Below are 16,127 nucleotides of genomic sequence, written 5' to 3' on the forward strand. Positions count from 1 at the left end.
TCTAGCGTTTTGTATTGCTTTTTTTTGCTCTCTCCTCAAGCTCTGTTTTAGGGTCATTATGTGTATTGCCTTCCAGGTCGCCTTGCGGAGTAACACCGCCGGTCAGCCGGCCTTTATCTTTCTTTTTCATGTTAGTTCACCTCGCCATTAGGATGAACCAATGATCAAGATTTAATTCTTTTCATTCAGCCGAATCGCTTCTTTTGCCAGAAGATCGGCTTTTTGGTTTTGCTTGCCCGGTATCCATTTGATGAAAAAAAGAGGGAATGCCGCTTTTAATCGGATGATTTCTTCTACGAACGGTTGAAACGTTTTATTTTTAACCATTTCAAGCTCAGTGGCGCGTTCCACAATATCTGAATCGGTTCGAAAGGAAACCGATTGATACCCGCGCGTTGCACATAGCTTCATCCCTTCAATTAATGCAAGAAATTCCGCTTCTTGATTTGTATGCACTCCGATTGGAATAGAGAAGGATTCTGCTGTTCCCTCATGTTTGATAAAAATGCCGATACCGGAAGGTCCGGGATTACCAGCGCTTGCGCCGTCTACGTATATTTCTGTAGGCATTATGAACTCCTTTCATCTTTAGGTATCATTTTTTTGGCTGCATAAGCATAAGGCAATGAAATCAAAGATACCGCAAACTTAATCAAATATGTAGAAATAAAAATATGAAGCCACACGCCTGCCGGATAAATGCCGAGAAAGGCGACTGCAGTGAATATGAATGTATCAAACAACTGGCTGACTGCTGTACTGCCGCCGTTTCTGAGCCATAAAAGCCGATCAGAAGGAAATATCCTTTTAATTGCCGAATATACATAAACATCCAGCGTTTGGCTGAAGATAAAGGCAAGCAGACTTCCTAACGCAACTCGCGGAAGGAATCCGAAGATCGTTTCCAGCGCTGTTTGTGATATGTCGCTGGAAGCCGGTTCGAAAAGCAGCACGCCCTGCATGACAAATGTCAGCGTCAGGAGCGTTGAGAATCCGAGCCATACCGCTTTTCTGGCTTCAGCTGGTCCGTATTTTTCATTCAGCACATCTGTCGCAAAAAAGATTGTGCCATACATCACATTCCCGAGTGTCGCTGTTAAGCCAAACAGTTCGACTGTTTTGACGACTTGGAGGTTGGCGCAGACTGTCGCAAAACCGATCCAAACAAACAGTCCCATTTTGCCAAATCCTTTATAAAATAAAAGAACAATGATAAAATGAATGATCGCAAAAAAGATCCAAAACGAATTATTAAACAAGATGAAAAAGCTTCCTTTCCGGGGTAAGATTGGTTTGATTATAGCATAAGCCCGGCAACTAATGAATGGTAAGGTGATTGTAATGAAGCTCAGACCGCATTTGAAAATAGAAGCAAAAGGAACAGGATCCGTCTCATTTTTTAGCGAAGACTGGCTGACAGCACAGCAGGCACGTATGCTCGCCAGAGAACTTGGACGTTTTCCATACATGAAAGAGCTAGAGTTCGAAGACGAGAAAGGCGGCAGCTGGACGCTGAAGGAATTGGAAAAGCTGACAGAGGAGCTTGCTCAAGAGCCTGATGACATTACTGTTTATTTTGACGGCAGTTTCGATAAGGAGAGCGAACTGGCCGGTCTCGGGATCGTCATCTATTATTCATTGGGAGGAATCCGGCATCGCTTGAGAAAAAATAAAAGCTTCCGGCTGAAAACCAATAATGAAGCTGAATACGCAGCGCTTTATGAAGCAATAAGAGAAGTAAGAGAGCTTGGGGCAAGCAGAAATTCAATTACAATCAAAGGGGACTCGCTTGTTGTGCTGAATCAGCTTGACGGCAGCTGGCCTTGTTATGATCCATCTCATAATGAATGGCTTGACAAAATAGAAGCACTCCTTGAATCGCTGAAGCTTACTCCAACCTACGAAACAATACAACGAAAAGACAATCAGGAAGCTGACGGCCTCGCTAAAAAAATTCTATCCCATCAATTCGTAGAAAGCCACACGAAATTAGACCGTAACGGAGATGACGATATTGGATAAGAAAATGATCTTTAAAGAACTGACAGAACTGCACGATGAATATTGCAAGGACTGTTTTATTAAGAAGCAGTTTCGCAAAGAATTTGGCAAAACTTATGCGCATTCATTTTGTATCAATAAATGTACGGTTGGTGAAAAGCTGAAACAATACGGAGATGTCTTAACCAATCACTAAAAATAAAAACCGCAGAAGCTGCGGTTTTTATTCTTTGAATTCATCCAGCTGATGCTCGCTGTCATCTAGCAGTTGCTGTTGCTGCTTTACAAATTCAGGATCATCGAGAGCTGCCAGCTCTTCAGATTGTGACAGTTCTCTAGCATCCTCAATGGCTTGGTATGCAGAGTCAACTAATGTTTTGCTTTGGCCTCTCGTCGCAGCTCCTGTTGTTTTCTGCGCTGTTTCCACCGCTAGTTCCAGCTGCCGCTTATCCGTAAAGCCAGTCTGATCCTCATTATGAAATTCTGAAGTCACCAAAAACACCTCCGCCATTATTTTGCAGAGTTTTTTTGAAATTTATGTACCAAAATAGAAAAGAAAATAAAAATAAGCCGATATAACTATTGAACCAGAATAAATAGGACCGTTTTACTATTTGAGGTATCTTGATAGAGAAGGGGAACGCAGCTATGGATGATAAAGACTTGAAGTTGATCCTTCACAAAACATTTATAGAAATATACAGTGATTTAGAAGAACTGGCGGATATCGCGAAAAAAGGAAAACCATCAATGGAAAAGTATGTTGAAGAGATTGAACAGAGGTGTAAACAAAACATTTTGGCGATTGAAATCCAGATGAAAATCAAATAGGAGAGGCGAATGCCTCTCCTCTATTTGTCATCTCATCATCATGTATTGAGTTTAGAGTTTTACAACATTAGAAGCTTGAGGTCCACGATTACCTTCGACAATTTCAAAAGAAACTTCTTGTCCTTCTTCTAATGATTTGTATCCATCTCCTTCGATAGCTGTGAAGTGAACAAATACATCGTCTCCGCCTTCAACTTCAATGAAGCCGAATCCTTTTTCGTTGTTGAACCATTTTACTTTACCGTTTTGCATATTGCTTAATTCCTCCTAGTACTGTAGCACCCATGTGCTAAAAAAAATTTTGTCATCATTTAACTTTGATTCATTGTTAAATGATGGTTCAACTATACACCATCTGGGAGCACCCGTCAAGTTGCGAAACGGCTTATTTTTCAAAAGAAGGGCAAGTTCCATAAAAAATGTAACCGCTTTTATTGATGGCTGAATATAAATAAAAAGAGCACACGATTTTCGTATGCTCTCAAGTACGCCATTACGATAGCACTTTGGCTTTTTGTTTGGCAGTCATCATTTCTGATTCCTTCAGGATATCCTCTAAAATCACTTCAGAGGAGTTTGCTAAATGAAGGTCCTTAATGTTTTTCTTCATGCGATGCAAGGTATCTTCATCTGCAAGAAGGGAAGTGACTGATTCGAGAATCTCTTCATGACGGTTCACAACGATGGCAGCTCCGCGGTCTTCAAAGAAGTTTGCATTTTCTTTTTCCTGGCCAGGCACGGGTTTGTACAGAATGACAGGCACTCCAATGGCTGTGGCTTCTGTCAAAGTAATGCCGCCGGGCTTGGTAATCATGCAATCTGTGATCCGAAATAGCTCATCAATGCGCTCCACATAGCCCAGAACTTTTAATTTGTCACCATTTTCCGCCTCAAGCGCACTCAAAGATTCTTTTAAAGCCGTATTTTTCCCGCACACGACAACCACTTGCACTTGGTCATCCTTGACAAGGTTTTCGCACAGCTCTTTTACGTTCTTTAATACACCGTGGGCACCTGCCATGATCAGAAGCACTTTTTTGTTTGGTGAAAGATTGTACTTTTTATATATCGGGCCAACCGGCATGGATTCTTCAAATTGCGGCCTGATTGGAATTCCTGTGATTTTTACATTGCTTGGATGAGTGCCGATCTCCAGCAGTTTTTCCTTCACGTAATCTGTCGCCACATAATATTTATCCACGTTTTCGTGAACCCAAATTTTATGAAGACAAAAATCAGTCATAACGTTGAAGGTAGGAATGACTCTTCCAGTTCGGCGTCTGTATTCCGGCACGACGATCATCGGAAATGTATTAATAATAATATCGGGCTGATGTTCATCGACAAGTTCGCCCAATCTTTTATTACCCATTTTAAAGTAAATATTGAATTTACGTTTATTATAGATTTTGTCAACTCCGTAATAAAACAAACGATAAAACTGTTTCCCGATTGAGAAGCTTTTTAAATAAAGGTATTGAGTTACCTCTGAAACAATCGGATTTGACTCTTGGTACAAATTAGAAACTGTTACATGCTGAAAGCCGAGCCGTACACATTGTTCATAAAGTGTTTTGGCTACCTGCACATGTCCATTTCCGTAATTTGCAGTCAAAATTAATACTCTTTTATTGGTATTCAAGTAAATTCACCTCAATGTAATCAACAACAAGCAAGCTTCATGCATCGTAAGGAGTTATTGTCTATACATAAACATAACACAAATACATAATCGAATTATTAATGCAGTGAAAAAGTTAAGCTAATTTTAAATGATTTGGATTCCAGTATTTTAAATTTTTGTTATACGCAGACTGAATCAGATGTATTTTATCATATTTTTTGCTCAGCGTATCACTAAAAAAAGAAAAATTAGTCCCATTCATAAGGAGTTTCTTGGTAAACGTAATAATTCAGCCAATTCATAAACAATAATGTGGCATGCGCTTTCCAGCGATTCACTGGCTCGTTGCTGCCTTTTGCAAAATAATGTTTAGGCTCCTCGACAGTAGAAAGGTTTCGTTCCAAATCTCTTTCATACTCTTGAAGAAGCGTATTTGTATCATATTCAGGGTGCCCTGTCAAAAAGACTTGTTTTTCGTCTTTTGACACAATTAAGCAAACCCCGGCTTCCTTTGATGCGGTAAGAATGTTTAAATCGGGCACTGCTTGAAGCTGTTCCATATTTATATCTGTATGCCGGGAATGCGGCACGTAGTATAGCTCGTCAAAACCTCTTACCAATCTTTCGTGTTTTGAAAGAACGGTATGTTCGAACACACCGAAGATTTTTTTCGGCATTTGAATTTTTTCAACACCGTAATGGTAGTACAAACCTGCTTGAGCACCCCAGCAAATATGCAAGGTTGAAGTGACATTTGTTTTGCTCCACTCCATGATTTCCTTGAGCTCTTCCCAATATGAAACCTCTTCAAACGCCAAATGCTCGATCGGCGCACCGGTGATAATCATGCCGTCAAACCTCTTGTGACGGATATTGGAAAAAGTCGTGTAAAATTCGTCAAGGTGTTCTCTCGCAGTATTTTTCGGCGTGTGTGTGCTTGGGATTAAAAATGTGAAATGAACCTGTAAAGGCGAATTTCCAAGCAATCTGAGAAGCTGAGTCTCTGTTTGGATTTTTTTCGGCATCAAATTTAATATAATAATTTTTTGCGGCCGGATATCCTGATGAAATGCTCTGCTTTCATCCATTACAAATATCTGTTCACTTTCAAGCACCTGTTTTGCCGGCAGGTGTGTTGGTATATTAATAGGCAACGTGCCACCTCCATTATTTCCCCGTTTAATTTTCTTCATTATAGGAATTTTCACGCCAATTTTCAATCTATCTATACGTGTTGAGGGGAAACAACAGAAAACTCTTTAAATAAAACGCACTGACACGCCTTTTGGTTTCACAGTAAAATGATTTTCAAAGATGTCAGAGGGAATTGTAATGTTTTATAGAATGATAAGATAAAAAATGAGCGATATGAATTGATAATGAACGGACGCTCATATCGTTAGGTTTCTTATGAGTTCTTAATTGATGTTTACATTTTGAATTGCGATTTAAAAAAGGTAAAATAATCAGCACCAGGGACATAGGAGGGACTTACATGTCTATTTATCATATGAAGGTACGTACAATCACAGGGAAAGACATGACACTTCAGCCTTTCGCGGGAAAGGTACTGATGATCGTGAATACAGCAAGTAAGTGCGGTTTTACTCCCCAATTAAAGCAGCTGCAGGAATTATATGATACATATCAGCAGGAGGGGCTGGAGATCTTAGGGTTTCCCTGCAATCAATTCATGAACCAAGAGCCTGATGAAGAGGCTGACATACAGGAATTTTGTGAAACAAATTACGGTGTTACATTTCCTATGTTTTCAAAAGTGGATGTAAACGGGAAAAATGCCCACCCGCTGTTTGTGTATTTGACAGAACATGCGAAAGGGATGCTGGGAACTAAGGCGATCAAGTGGAATTTCACGAAATTTATAGTGGATAGAAATGGAGAAATCGTTGGCCGTTATTCACCAAATACAAATCCGAAAGAGCTGGAAAACGATATCGTGAAGCTATTAGAGCAATAAAAAGAGGGTGTTTTTATGAAGGAATTGAAGCAGGCAGAGCAAATCAGGACATGGGTTCAATCTATCCTGACTGACGAAAGCTCTGGACATGACTGGCATCATGTATCAAGAGTAGCAGATCTTGCAGCGTATATTGGAGAAAAGGAAAAAGCGGATTTGTTCATTGTTGAAACGGCGGCTTTGGTTCATGATTTAATTGATGTGAAGCTGCCTGACACGGTCAGGCTTTCTGTGAGCGAAGTATATGATCAGCTCGTTTTTTTCGGAGTAGGAAAAGATAATGCTGACAGGGTGATTCATATTATAACAAGGATGTCCTTTCGGGACAGGGGGAAATTGGCGAAGGAGCCGCTCTCAATTGAAGGAAAAGCCGTACAGGATGCTGACAGACTTGATGCGATTGGTGCTGTCGGCATTGCGAGAGCTTTCATGTTTGCGGGCGCAAAAGGGCATGGCCTTTATGGAGATGAGCAAAGCGCCTACGCTCATTTTTTTCATAAGCTGTTGCGGCTGAAAGATATGATGAATACAGACACTGCACGGGAACTGGCAGAAGAAAGACACAATTTTATGCTTCAGTTTGTCCGCCAATTAGAAAAAGAAATACCCGGGATTGATGCCAAAACGTCGTAATAGAAGGCTTGGAGCGACTATGATAGAATAAGTCACAGATATGCTATAGGAGGACGATCATGAAGATAAAATCAATTGAACCTACACCAAGCCCGAATACAATGAAAGTCATCTTAACGGAAGAGCTTCCGGCGGGCAAAAGCAATAACTATAAACCTGAGCAAGCAGAAGGCGCACCGCCTGTTATAGAGGAAATTCTTAAAATAGATGGAGTTAAAGGGGTATATCACGTCGCAGATTTTCTTGCTGTTGAACGGAATGCAAGATACGACTGGAAAGACATATTACCGCAAGTCCGCACTGCATTTGGGATGGAAAGTGCTGAAAGCGGAGAAGAAAATCGTTCTGATCAAGAATCTTTTGGAGAGGTAAAAGTTTTTGTGCAGATGTTCAGCGGCATTCCTATGCAAGTTAAATTAACCGATGGAGAGCGGGAAGAACGCTTCGGCTTACCTGAACGCTTTCAGCAGGCGATCTTAAAACTTAGATCTGAAGCTTCCAATGTTGTGTTTGAGCGGGCTTGGAAAGAACAAGGTGTCAGATTCGGTGACTTTGATGAAATCGGCCATGACGTGACAGAAGAGCTTCAGGCGGCATACAGTGATGAACGGCTGAAACGACTGACTGAAGCAGCCGCTCAAGGAAAGGGCGAAGCAAAACAAACTGTACAGCGCAAAGCGTATAAAGTAACGCTTGATATGCTGGATGATGAGGACTGGAAAAAGCGTTATGCACACTTGGAACAGATGGATCCGAAAGAAGAGGATATCCCGGTTTTACAGAAGGCATTGGATGATCCAAAGGTGTCCATCAGAAGACAGGCTGTTGTGTACTTAGGGATGATTGAAACACCTGATGTTCTTCCTCTATTGTATAAAGCACTTGAGGACAAAGCTGTATCAGTCAGAAGAACGGCCGGAGACTGCCTGTCTGATATCGGCGATCCTCAAGCCATTCCCGCTATGATCAAGTCGTTAAGCGACTCCAGCAAGCTTGTTCGCTGGCGTGCGGCCATGTTCCTGTATGAAGTCGGGGATGAAAGTGCAATTGAAGCTTTGCGCGCTGCCGAAGATGACCCCGAATTTGAGGTCAGCCTTCAAGTCAAAATGGCGCTTGAACGTATTGAGCATGGAGAAGAAGCAAAAGGTTCTGTTTGGAAACAAATGACGGAAAGCAGAAAAAAAGGCGAATAGAAATAAAAAAGGTGCAGATCATGCACCTTTTTTATTTGAATTCACTTTTTATAAAAATTATTTCGAATATTGTTGAAAAATATCCGAAAACTATTTATAGTAAGTAACAATATTAATAGTTGGAGGGTTCAAATCGAAAGAAAGCTATATAAATATAAAAACACGAAAGAACAAAACAAGGTGAGGGCGGCCTGTATTTATCTTATTTGCAAAAACAGCCCATAAATAAACTGAAAATTGTCAAAATAAAATCCAATCAAACAATTGAAAGAATTTAGGAGGATCACCATGGCAGAATTACGCAGTAATATGATCACACAAGGAATCGATAGAGCTCCGCACCGCAGTTTGCTTCGTGCAGCAGGAGTAAAAGAAGAGGATTTCGGCAAGCCGTTTATTGCGGTGTGTAATTCATACATTGATATCGTTCCCGGTCATGTTCACTTGCAGGAGTTTGGGAAAATCGTAAAAGAAGCAATCAGAGAAGCAGGGGGCGTTCCGTTTGAATTTAATACCATTGGGGTAGATGATGGTATCGCAATGGGGCATATCGGTATGAGATATTCGCTGCCAAGCCGTGAAATTATCGCAGACTCTGTGGAAACGGTTGTATCCGCACATTGGTTTGACGGAATGGTCTGTATTCCGAACTGCGACAAAATCACACCGGGAATGCTTATGGCGGCAATGCGCATCAACATTCCGACGATTTTTGTCAGCGGCGGACCGATGGCGGCAGGAAGAACAAGTGACGGGCGAAAAATCTCCCTTTCCTCAGTATTCGAAGGGGTAGGCGCCTACCAAGCAGGGAAAATCAACGAAAACGAGCTTCAAGAACTAGAGCAGTTCGGATGCCCAACGTGCGGGTCTTGCTCAGGCATGTTTACGGCGAACTCAATGAACTGTCTGTCAGAAGCACTTGGTCTTGCCTTGCCGGGTAATGGAACCATTCTGGCGACATCTCCGGAACGCAAAGAGTTTGTGAGAAAATCGGCTGCGCAATTAATGGAAACGATTCGCAAAGATATCAAACCGCGTGATATCGTTACAGTAAAAGCGATTGATAACGCGTTTGCACTCGATATGGCGCTCGGAGGTTCTACAAATACCGTTCTTCATACGCTTGCCCTTGCAAACGAAGCCGGCGTTGAATACTCTTTAGAACGCATTAACGAAGTCGCTGAGCGCGTGCCGCACTTGGCCAAGCTGGCGCCTGCATCGGATGTGTTTATTGAAGATCTTCATGAAGCGGGCGGCGTGTCAGCGGCTCTGAATGAGCTTTCCAAGAAAGAAGGAGCGCTTCATTTAGATGCGCTGACTGTTACAGGAAAAACTCTTGGAGAAACCATTGCCGGACATGAAGTAAAGGATTATGACGTCATTCATCCGCTGGATCAACCATTCACTGAAAAGGGTGGCCTTGCTGTTTTATTCGGTAATCTAGCTCCGGACGGCGCTATCATTAAAACAGGCGGCGTACAGAATGGGATTACAAGACACGAAGGGCCGGCTGTCGTATTCGATTCTCAGGACGAGGCGCTTGACGGCATTATCAACCGAAAAGTAAAAGAAGGCGACGTTGTTATCATCAGATATGAAGGGCCAAAAGGCGGACCTGGCATGCCGGAAATGCTGGCGCCAACATCCCAAATCGTTGGAATGGGACTCGGACCAAAAGTGGCATTGATTACGGACGGACGTTTTTCCGGAGCCTCCCGTGGCCTCTCAATCGGCCACGTATCACCTGAGGCAGCTGAGGGCGGGCCGCTTGCCTTTGTTGAAAACGGAGACCATATTATCGTTGATATTGAAAAACGTATCTTGGATGTACAAGTGCCAGAAGAAGAGTGGGAAAAACGAAAAGCGAACTGGAAAGGTTTTGAACCGAAAGTGAAAACCGGCTACCTGGCACGTTATTCTAAACTTGTGACGAGTGCCAACACCGGCGGTATTATGAAAATCTAGACAGCTGGGGACACTTTCTTTTATTTTAAGGCGTGAACATTTGAAATCCGGCCCTCTCTATAGTATCCTTTACTTCAGATGAAGGATACTAGAGGGGGCTTTTTTTATGTCAATGGCTTATGAAGAATACATGCGCCAGCTTGTCGTACCGATGCGCCGCGAGCTGACTGGAGCAGGTTTTGAAGAGTTAACAACAGCGGAAGAAGTAGAAAACTTTATGGAAAAGGCAGAGGGCACAACTCTTGTAGTCGTTAACTCTGTATGCGGCTGTGCGGCAGGCCTTGCGCGTCCTGCGGCTACACAGGCAGTCCTCCAGAATGACAAAACACCTGACAATACGGTGACTGTTTTTGCGGGCCAAGATAAAGAAGCTACTGCGAAAATGCGTGAGTATTTTACTGGCCAGGAGCCTTCTTCACCATCAATGGCTCTTTTGAAAGGCAAAGAAGTCGTACATTTTATTCCGCGTCATGAAATTGAAGGACACGATATGGAAGAAATTATGAGAAATCTGACTGCTGCCTTCGATGCGCACTGCTAAATGCCCGTTCTCCGGGCATTTTCTTTTTGGGAGTACAGAAGATGATAACAACAAGCTATAGACCGTCTGAACACACCATAAAAACTGCAAAGCAGCTTTCTAAAGAGCTAAATATGCCATACTGCGGCCGGAATAAACAAACGGTTGAACACCTGTTGAAGTCAGCTGAACGTGATTTGCTAGTGGTCGGCAAAGAGCGGTTTGAGCTGTATACGAAACAAGGTGCCAAATTCTTTTTTCATCCGAATACAGCGATGTTCAGAGCCAAACGCTTCTTACAGGGAGAGCAAGAGCCTATGCTTCGGGCTGCCGGCTTATCTGAAGGGGATGCGTTTTTAGATTGCACACTCGGGCTGGGGTCAGATGCCATTATCGCAAGTATGGCAGTAGGCGAAACGGGTTCTGTTGTTGGGATTGAAAAAAACCATCTTGTGTCTGTTTTAGTGAGGATGGGGCTGCATTCATGGGAAACGGGTATAGAAGAGCTTCAAGCTGCGATGAGAAGAATCCAGGTGAAGAATGGTGATTGCTTAGAATACATCAAGCAGCTTCCTGACAACTCTGTTGATGTGGTTTATTTCGATCCAATGTTTCATGAACCTGTAGAGACCTCTGACGGCATCGCGCCTTTACGTGATTTGGCAGAGGATTCCGTTTTGCACGAAGGATGTATCAATGAAGCGGTACGAGTCGCCAGAAAAAGCGTTGTGCTAAAAGACCACTGGAAAAGCCCGCGATTTGAACAGTTTGGTTTTAACGTCATGAAAAGAAAAACAGCACTGTTCCATTATGGCGTCATTCAAACAAGCCCGTGATTCATATCACGGGCTTTCTGTTAATCGGTGACCTCCATGACGACAAAGTATAACAATGTTAAGAGTGAAACTGTGGCAAACAGAGCGTCAATCATGCGGAAAGCCTCCTTTCATGGAATATTGTAAGCGTTTTTACACAAAGTGCATAGCAACGAATCTCCTAATTTGCATATCAGTTTCATATAGTACATGACTTGCATGTTTTGGATGTGCTAAAATAAGAGAAACATGACAATAAAATAGAGAGGAATAAGCAGTCATGAAATTGTGGATGAGAAAGACCCTTGTGGTTTTATTTACCATTGTAACGTTCGGGCTCGTATCTCCTCCGGCTGCCCTTATGGCGGACAAGCCTTCCGGACAGCCGAGCAGTCTTGAGCAGAATGATTACACCGCTTTTTATGATGAGCATGACCTGTACGATGATGAGTCGGATGACAGGCGAGATCCTGAACTGCTTTTTCAATCGTACAAGGAACAGCTCCTTGACAGCGCTGAGGATCAGTCCTTTTTAAAATTCGGCAGCAGAATCGCTCCTGTCATTGAGGATGACTATCGGAAAGAGATCCTGCCAAAAATCGAAAAAGTGATTAGTGATTATTTAGCGACATTGCAAGATGATGAGGCGTACCAAGATGTTGTGATCTCAAGCATGCCTTCAGCGGGCAAAACGGAAAAAATTTTCAACGTTTACAATCGGACAACTGGAGAAGATCTTCTCAGATTCCATGTGCGAAGAGACCACCCGCCTCATGACGGCTACTGGTTTAATTTTCATTATCATACAGCAGAAGATGGATTTCAATCACATCATGAGCTTGGGAGTATTTACTGGGACCGCAACACGCCTCCCAACTGGATGAGTGCCTAAAGGAGATGCCATTAGACATGAAAAAGTACACAATGAATGAAATGGTCGATATAACAAAGGATATGCTGAACAAACGGGGCGTTATGATAGAAGATATTGCACGGATTGTTCAAAAACTTCAGGAAAAATACAATCCAAATCTGCCGCTCAGTGTTTGCATGGAGAATGTAGAAAAAGTCCTGAACAAACGTGAAATTATTCATGCTGTTTTGACAGGCCTTGCACTCGATCAGCTTGCAGAACAGAAGTTTCTCCCCGAACCGCTGCAGCACCTTGTTGAAACGGATGAACCGCTTTACGGCATAGATGAAATTATCCCGCTTTCCATCGTTAATGTGTACGGGTCGATCGGTTTGACCAATTTCGGTTATTTGGATAAAGAGAAGATTGGAATTATTAAGGAACTTGATGAAAGTCCAGACGGTATTCACACCTTTTTGGATGATATTGTGGCAGCTCTTGCTGCAGCAGCGGCGAGCAGAATTGCACATACGCATCAGGATCTGCAAGATGAAGAAAAAGAACAGGATGAAAAGCCTGTCGTCAGCTGACTATAAAAAAATCATTTCTGGGTTCAGAAATGATTTTTTATTGTGTTACACTACTAGAAGACTACTTTTAAAGGATGAAAAAAATGAAACAGTTTAAGGATTTATGCAGACATGTTTTAGAGCAAAAAGGGGCGGTAAGCGTATGATTTCATTCATTTTTGCGATGGATGCCAACAGGCTTATCGGCAAAGACAATGATTTGCCGTGGCATTTGCCCAATGATCTTGCATACTTTAAGAAAGTAACATCGGGCCATTCAATCATTATGGGCCGAAAAACATTTGAATCGATCGGACGTCCGCTTCCAAATCGGAAAAATATTGTCGTTACCTCAGCGCCGTCTTCAGAATTTCCGGGATGCACGGTTGTCGGTTCATTAAAGGATGTACTGGACATTTGTTCAGGCCCTGAAGAATGCTTTGTGATCGGAGGGGCTCAGCTCTATACGGACCTTTTCCCTTATGCGGACAGACTGTATATGACGAAAATTCATCACGAGTTTGAGGGTGACCGTCACTTCCCTAAATTTGATGAATCCAATTGGAAGCTGGTTTCTTCTGAGCAGGGGATCAAAGACGAAAAAAACCCGTATGATTACGAATTTCTAATGTATGAAAAAAAGAATTCTTCTAAAGCGGGAGGATTTTAATTGGTTCGCTACAGCCTTCTGGTGGTTTATATTGTGTATATGCTGTTAAAAAATATGAAACAATTATTTAATCAAACAATGCTCGATCCCCGTCTATCATACAAAAAACAGATGACTCTTGTGTACGAACAGCCAAAGGCGTTTTTGGAAGGCTGTATCGGCATATCCGGTTCAGTTGTGACGATCCATCAGCCAGAGCCAATACCACACGGTCCTGTTTTGTATGTGCATCCCCGTTTGCATTTGGCTGAACTGGCCTTAATTGCTGGATATATTGAGGAACCGGCCGGCTTTATCGCCAACCCAAAAGTGTTCCGCTTGCCTTTTATCGGGCAATGGCTGGATCGGATGGATGTGATTTCAGACGGTGATTCAGAAAAGGTATATGAAGATGTGACAAAACAGCTGGAAAAGGGACAAAGCCTGATTCTTTCACTAGATGGTTCTATTGATCCTGTAGAACTTGCGGCCCGCTATCATCTTCCGTTGGTGATGGTGGAAACGAAAGGAACAGATAACATGCAAAAGGGCTCGTTTTTTAAACGCTTAAAACCGGCAGACATTGAATTGTCCTTTTCAAAAGCTTATATACCTGCCAATGAAAAACAATTACGTGCATAAAAAAAGCGCAGTCGTTAAGACTGCGCTTTTCTGTTACTGTTACGAAAGGAACGGCACTTTTACACAATAGAAGAGCACGCAGAAAAACATGGCGGCGCTCCCGCCCAATACAAAGCTGTGCCAAATGGCGTGATGGAAGGGGATCTTTTTCCAAATGTAAAAGATGGTCCCGACAGAGTATAAAATGCCGCCGAGAAAAAGGAGGCTGAATCCCGCTCCGCTCAGTGAAACATATAAAGGTTTAACTGCAATAATCATCAGCCACCCCATGACTAAATACACGAAGGTTGACAATAGGATAAACCGTTTCACAAAGAAAATTTTAAAAACGATTCCGCCTAGGGCAAGTGACCATACGATAACCAACAGGGTAAAGCCGAGTGTGCCTTTCAGCGGCCCAAGCAAAAAAGGCGTGTAGGTTCCGGCGATGAGTACGTAAATCGCGCTATGATCAATAATCTCCAAAATGTCCTTCGTTTTTTTATGTGTGATGCTGTGAAGCAGGGTGGAACTCAAATATAACAGCAGCATAGAGACACCGAATATTGTAAAGCTGACAATGTCCCATGCAGACCCGTAATTAGCCGCAAATATGATTAGAAACACTAATGCTGGGATGGATAAGAGGACACCGATGCCGTGTGTAATCGCATTGGCGATCTCTTCTTTGATTGTAAACAAGTACATTCTCCTTTCGATCGCTAGATCATTTGATTTTTTAACGTCTCTATAAAGCTCAAGCCCTCAAAGGTAATTTTTGTGCCTGCGCGTCCGCGGCTTTTGGTGACATAATCTTTTTTCTCCAAATAGTCGAGACGGCTTCTGACCTGCTGAGGAGTTAACGAGGTTTGGGTATTTTTGCTGTGTTCAGAAATGATCCGTCTGCTGGCAGGTTCTCCTTTTTCGTTCAATACTTTTATTGTTTCCAAAATAAACAAAAACTCAGCTTTTTCCATTAAAGTAAGCAGTTTCGCTTTTTTCTTCGACGTTTTTCCGTCTATCGTGCCTCTAATATACGGCGGCAGGTCATATGGCTGAATCGTTCCCCCGCTTGATACTGCCGCCATATAATCTGCAGCGTTTTTTAATTCCCTGACATTGCCTTCAAATGCATGCTTCTCAAGCACGGGAAAAACGGAGGGATCGATTAACAATTGCTGACCGGAATTTGAGAGAAAATGCTGTGTCAAAAGCGGAATATCGCTTTTTCGTTCCGATAATTCGGGCAGTGTGAGCGTTAAAATGTTCAGTCTGTAGAATAAGTCTTGCCTGAATGTATGTTCCACGGATCGGTCTGCAGAAGCACAGATCATTCGCGGTTTCTCCGTGTCTGAATCAAGCGCTTTTAACAGCTGAGCTTGTACAGAAGCAGGCATGCGCCATACATCATCAAGAAAAAGGGTTCCTCGTACCGCTTTTTGAAAAACACCTGTGTTTCCGTTAGGGCCAAAAAGCTCATGAATAAGGGTTTCTTCCGAATGGGTGCTGCAATTGACGCTTATAAACGGTTCATTGCTTCTCGAAGATTCCAAGTGTATGGCATGTGCGAAGTGATTTTTGCCTGTTCCGATTTTTCCTGTTATTAAGACAGGAAGCTCCGATAACGAGAACTGCTTGGCGATTCGCTTCGCTTCCAGGAAAGTTTGATGTTCTCCGATTAGATGTTGAAATGTATTGAGTTTTGGTGCACTATTCATCAATTGGCTCCTTTTGGTTCTAATTGGTTTCATTATATCATGCCTTTTGGTTGAAAACACCCTTTATTTTACGATCATCTTTTTTCTTGGCTCTGCAGGATAATGGTTGAACAGAAGTTACCACAAGATGTGGTGGACATAGTCTGTATTTTTTTAA

General features: G+C 42.4%; 23 protein-coding genes. 13 read left to right on the top strand and 10 right to left on the bottom strand.

The window, feature by feature from the left end:
- Position 1: 1 nt before the first annotated feature.
- Genes sspL through MKY10_RS10815 form a run of 3 tightly spaced genes read right to left on the bottom strand, consistent with a single transcriptional unit; the run spans position 2 to position 1,259 of the window.
- Complete coding sequence (sspL, locus tag MKY10_RS10805) at positions 2 to 130, bottom strand: small, acid-soluble spore protein L (protein ID WP_003218255.1); 129 nt, start codon at positions 128 to 130, stop codon at positions 2 to 4.
- A gap of 41 nt (positions 131 to 171) precedes the next feature.
- Positions 172 to 570 (bottom strand): reverse transcriptase-like protein, encoded by a 399-nt coding sequence (locus tag MKY10_RS10810; protein ID WP_015251853.1) that lies wholly within the window; start codon positions 568 to 570, stop codon positions 172 to 174.
- Positions 570 to 1,259, bottom strand: a complete 690-nt coding sequence (locus MKY10_RS10815; protein WP_048655125.1) for a queuosine precursor transporter — start codon at positions 1,257 to 1,259, stop codon at positions 570 to 572. Before MKY10_RS10815 ends, MKY10_RS10810 begins: the two co-directional genes overlap by 1 nt.
- Before the next feature lie 82 nt (positions 1,260 to 1,341).
- Between MKY10_RS10815 and MKY10_RS10820 the strand changes: the two genes are divergently transcribed.
- Complete coding sequence (locus MKY10_RS10820) at positions 1,342 to 2,022, top strand: ribonuclease H family protein (RefSeq protein ID WP_021481511.1); 681 nt, start codon at positions 1,342 to 1,344, stop codon at positions 2,020 to 2,022.
- On the top strand, positions 2,015 to 2,197 hold the full coding sequence (locus MKY10_RS10825) for a zinc-finger domain-containing protein (RefSeq protein ID WP_004399003.1): 183 nt from the start codon (positions 2,015 to 2,017) through the stop codon (positions 2,195 to 2,197). The genes MKY10_RS10820 and MKY10_RS10825 overlap by 8 nt, the downstream gene beginning before the upstream one ends.
- A gap of 27 nt (positions 2,198 to 2,224) precedes the next feature.
- Here the strand turns inward: MKY10_RS10825 and MKY10_RS10830 are convergent, their stop codons facing one another.
- Complete coding sequence (locus MKY10_RS10830) at positions 2,225 to 2,494, bottom strand: DUF2564 family protein (RefSeq protein ID WP_004398863.1); 270 nt, start codon at positions 2,492 to 2,494, stop codon at positions 2,225 to 2,227.
- 155 nt (positions 2,495 to 2,649) lie between these two features.
- On the opposite strand from MKY10_RS10830, the gene degR reads away from it, so the two are divergent.
- Positions 2,650 to 2,832, top strand: a complete 183-nt coding sequence (gene degR / locus MKY10_RS10835; protein ID WP_003230774.1) for a transcriptional regulator DegR — start codon at positions 2,650 to 2,652, stop codon at positions 2,830 to 2,832.
- Positions 2,833 to 2,883: 51 nt separating this feature from the next.
- Here the strand turns inward: degR and cspD are convergent, their stop codons facing one another.
- From cspD to metA, 4 genes are all read right to left on the bottom strand, one after another.
- A complete protein-coding gene (cspD, locus tag MKY10_RS10840; protein WP_003230776.1) occupies positions 2,884 to 3,084 on the bottom strand; it encodes a cold-shock protein CspD in 201 nt (66 codons plus the stop codon).
- A 15-nt stretch (positions 3,085 to 3,099) separates the two neighbouring features.
- Positions 3,100 to 3,246: a hypothetical protein gene (locus MKY10_RS10845; protein ID WP_120028300.1), complete on the bottom strand. Its 147-nt coding sequence runs from the start codon at positions 3,244 to 3,246 to the stop codon at positions 3,100 to 3,102.
- 79 nt (positions 3,247 to 3,325) lie between these two features.
- The gene (locus tag MKY10_RS10850) at positions 3,326 to 4,474 is read right to left on the bottom strand and encodes a diglucosyl diacylglycerol synthase (protein WP_003246153.1); all 1,149 of its coding nucleotides are present in this window, start codon (positions 4,472 to 4,474) and stop codon (positions 3,326 to 3,328) included.
- 230 nt (positions 4,475 to 4,704) lie between these two features.
- Positions 4,705 to 5,610, bottom strand: a complete 906-nt coding sequence (metA, locus tag MKY10_RS10855) for a homoserine O-succinyltransferase (protein ID WP_014480080.1) — start codon at positions 5,608 to 5,610, stop codon at positions 4,705 to 4,707.
- Positions 5,611 to 5,951: 341 nt separating this feature from the next.
- Here metA and MKY10_RS10860 point away from each other — a divergent pair, with 341 nt between their 5' ends.
- The 10 genes from MKY10_RS10860 to MKY10_RS10905 all read left to right on the top strand — a co-directional run bounded on the left by MKY10_RS10860 (position 5,952) and on the right by MKY10_RS10905 (position 14,273).
- Complete coding sequence (locus MKY10_RS10860) at positions 5,952 to 6,434, top strand: glutathione peroxidase (RefSeq protein WP_014480079.1); 483 nt, start codon at positions 5,952 to 5,954, stop codon at positions 6,432 to 6,434.
- A gap of 15 nt (positions 6,435 to 6,449) precedes the next feature.
- Positions 6,450 to 7,067, top strand: a complete 618-nt coding sequence (gene hdhQ / locus MKY10_RS10865) for an Mn(2+)-dependent (deoxy)ribonucleoside pyrophosphohydrolase (RefSeq protein ID WP_014480078.1) — start codon at positions 6,450 to 6,452, stop codon at positions 7,065 to 7,067.
- A gap of 59 nt (positions 7,068 to 7,126) precedes the next feature.
- The gene (locus MKY10_RS10870; protein ID WP_014480077.1) at positions 7,127 to 8,260 is read left to right on the top strand and encodes a conserved virulence factor C family protein; all 1,134 of its coding nucleotides are present in this window, start codon (positions 7,127 to 7,129) and stop codon (positions 8,258 to 8,260) included.
- 288 nt (positions 8,261 to 8,548) lie between these two features.
- Positions 8,549 to 10,225, top strand: coding sequence for a dihydroxy-acid dehydratase (ilvD, locus tag MKY10_RS10875; protein WP_009967560.1), 1,677 nt, complete (start codon positions 8,549 to 8,551; stop codon positions 10,223 to 10,225).
- A gap of 106 nt (positions 10,226 to 10,331) precedes the next feature.
- Positions 10,332 to 10,766, top strand: a complete 435-nt coding sequence (gene brxA, locus MKY10_RS10880; protein ID WP_014480075.1) for a bacilliredoxin BrxA — start codon at positions 10,332 to 10,334, stop codon at positions 10,764 to 10,766.
- 41 nt (positions 10,767 to 10,807) lie between these two features.
- Entirely contained in the window at positions 10,808 to 11,581 is a 774-nt protein-coding gene (locus MKY10_RS10885; protein WP_014480074.1) for a class I SAM-dependent methyltransferase, read from the top strand.
- A gap of 259 nt (positions 11,582 to 11,840) precedes the next feature.
- Positions 11,841 to 12,452, top strand: a complete 612-nt coding sequence (locus MKY10_RS10890) for a YpjP family protein (protein ID WP_031600609.1) — start codon at positions 11,841 to 11,843, stop codon at positions 12,450 to 12,452.
- A 17-nt stretch (positions 12,453 to 12,469) separates the two neighbouring features.
- The gene (locus MKY10_RS10895) at positions 12,470 to 13,003 is read left to right on the top strand and encodes a phosphatidylglycerophosphatase A (protein ID WP_014480072.1); all 534 of its coding nucleotides are present in this window, start codon (positions 12,470 to 12,472) and stop codon (positions 13,001 to 13,003) included.
- A gap of 142 nt (positions 13,004 to 13,145) precedes the next feature.
- Complete coding sequence (gene dfrA / locus MKY10_RS10900; RefSeq protein ID WP_014480071.1) at positions 13,146 to 13,652, top strand: dihydrofolate reductase DfrA; 507 nt, start codon at positions 13,146 to 13,148, stop codon at positions 13,650 to 13,652.
- Positions 13,653 to 14,273, top strand: coding sequence for a hypothetical protein (locus tag MKY10_RS10905; RefSeq protein WP_014480070.1), 621 nt, complete (start codon positions 13,653 to 13,655; stop codon positions 14,271 to 14,273). It begins immediately after the preceding gene.
- A 39-nt stretch (positions 14,274 to 14,312) separates the two neighbouring features.
- Here the strand turns inward: MKY10_RS10905 and MKY10_RS10910 are convergent, their stop codons facing one another.
- Entirely contained in the window at positions 14,313 to 14,954 is a 642-nt protein-coding gene (locus tag MKY10_RS10910; protein WP_339226450.1) for a hemolysin III family protein, read from the bottom strand.
- Positions 14,955 to 14,974: 20 nt separating this feature from the next.
- Positions 14,975 to 15,970 carry a sigma-54-dependent transcriptional regulator gene (locus MKY10_RS10915; RefSeq protein WP_004399025.1) on the bottom strand — a complete coding sequence of 332 codons (996 nt, stop codon included), beginning with the start codon at positions 15,968 to 15,970 and terminating at the stop codon, positions 14,975 to 14,977.
- Positions 15,971 to 16,127 lie beyond the last annotated feature (157 nt).

The organism is Bacillus sp. FSL P4-0290, assembly GCF_037975435.1.
Classification (GTDB): Bacteria; Bacillota; Bacilli; order Bacillales; family Bacillaceae; genus Bacillus; species Bacillus subtilis.

Bases quoted from the DNA above. Each gene is read 5' to 3' on its own strand.
- MKY10_RS10870 (WP_014480077.1), top strand. From the start codon at position 7,127: ATGAAGATAAAATCAATTGAACCTACACCAAGCCCGAATACAATGAAA.
- sspL (WP_003218255.1), bottom strand. From the start codon at position 130: ATGAAAAAGAAAGATAAAGGCCGGCTGACCGGCGGTGTTACTCCGCAA.
- cspD (WP_003230776.1), bottom strand. From the start codon at position 3,084: ATGCAAAACGGTAAAGTAAAATGGTTCAACAACGAAAAAGGATTCGGC.
- hdhQ (WP_014480078.1), top strand. From the start codon at position 6,450: ATGAAGGAATTGAAGCAGGCAGAGCAAATCAGGACATGGGTTCAATCT.
- MKY10_RS10915 (WP_004399025.1), bottom strand. From the start codon at position 15,970: ATGAATAGTGCACCAAAACTCAATACATTTCAACATCTAATCGGAGAA.
- brxA (WP_014480075.1), top strand. From the start codon at position 10,332: ATGTCAATGGCTTATGAAGAATACATGCGCCAGCTTGTCGTACCGATG.
- MKY10_RS10895 (WP_014480072.1), top strand. From the start codon at position 12,470: ATGAAAAAGTACACAATGAATGAAATGGTCGATATAACAAAGGATATG.
- MKY10_RS10810 (WP_015251853.1), bottom strand. From the start codon at position 570: ATGCCTACAGAAATATACGTAGACGGCGCAAGCGCTGGTAATCCCGGA.
- dfrA (WP_014480071.1), top strand. From the start codon at position 13,146: ATGATTTCATTCATTTTTGCGATGGATGCCAACAGGCTTATCGGCAAA.
- MKY10_RS10885 (WP_014480074.1), top strand. From the start codon at position 10,808: ATGATAACAACAAGCTATAGACCGTCTGAACACACCATAAAAACTGCA.
- ilvD (WP_009967560.1), top strand. From the start codon at position 8,549: ATGGCAGAATTACGCAGTAATATGATCACACAAGGAATCGATAGAGCT.
- MKY10_RS10890 (WP_031600609.1), top strand. From the start codon at position 11,841: ATGAAATTGTGGATGAGAAAGACCCTTGTGGTTTTATTTACCATTGTA.
- MKY10_RS10860 (WP_014480079.1), top strand. From the start codon at position 5,952: ATGTCTATTTATCATATGAAGGTACGTACAATCACAGGGAAAGACATG.
- MKY10_RS10845 (WP_120028300.1), bottom strand. From the start codon at position 3,246: ATGGAACTTGCCCTTCTTTTGAAAAATAAGCCGTTTCGCAACTTGACG.
- degR (WP_003230774.1), top strand. From the start codon at position 2,650: ATGGATGATAAAGACTTGAAGTTGATCCTTCACAAAACATTTATAGAA.
- MKY10_RS10820 (WP_021481511.1), top strand. From the start codon at position 1,342: ATGAAGCTCAGACCGCATTTGAAAATAGAAGCAAAAGGAACAGGATCC.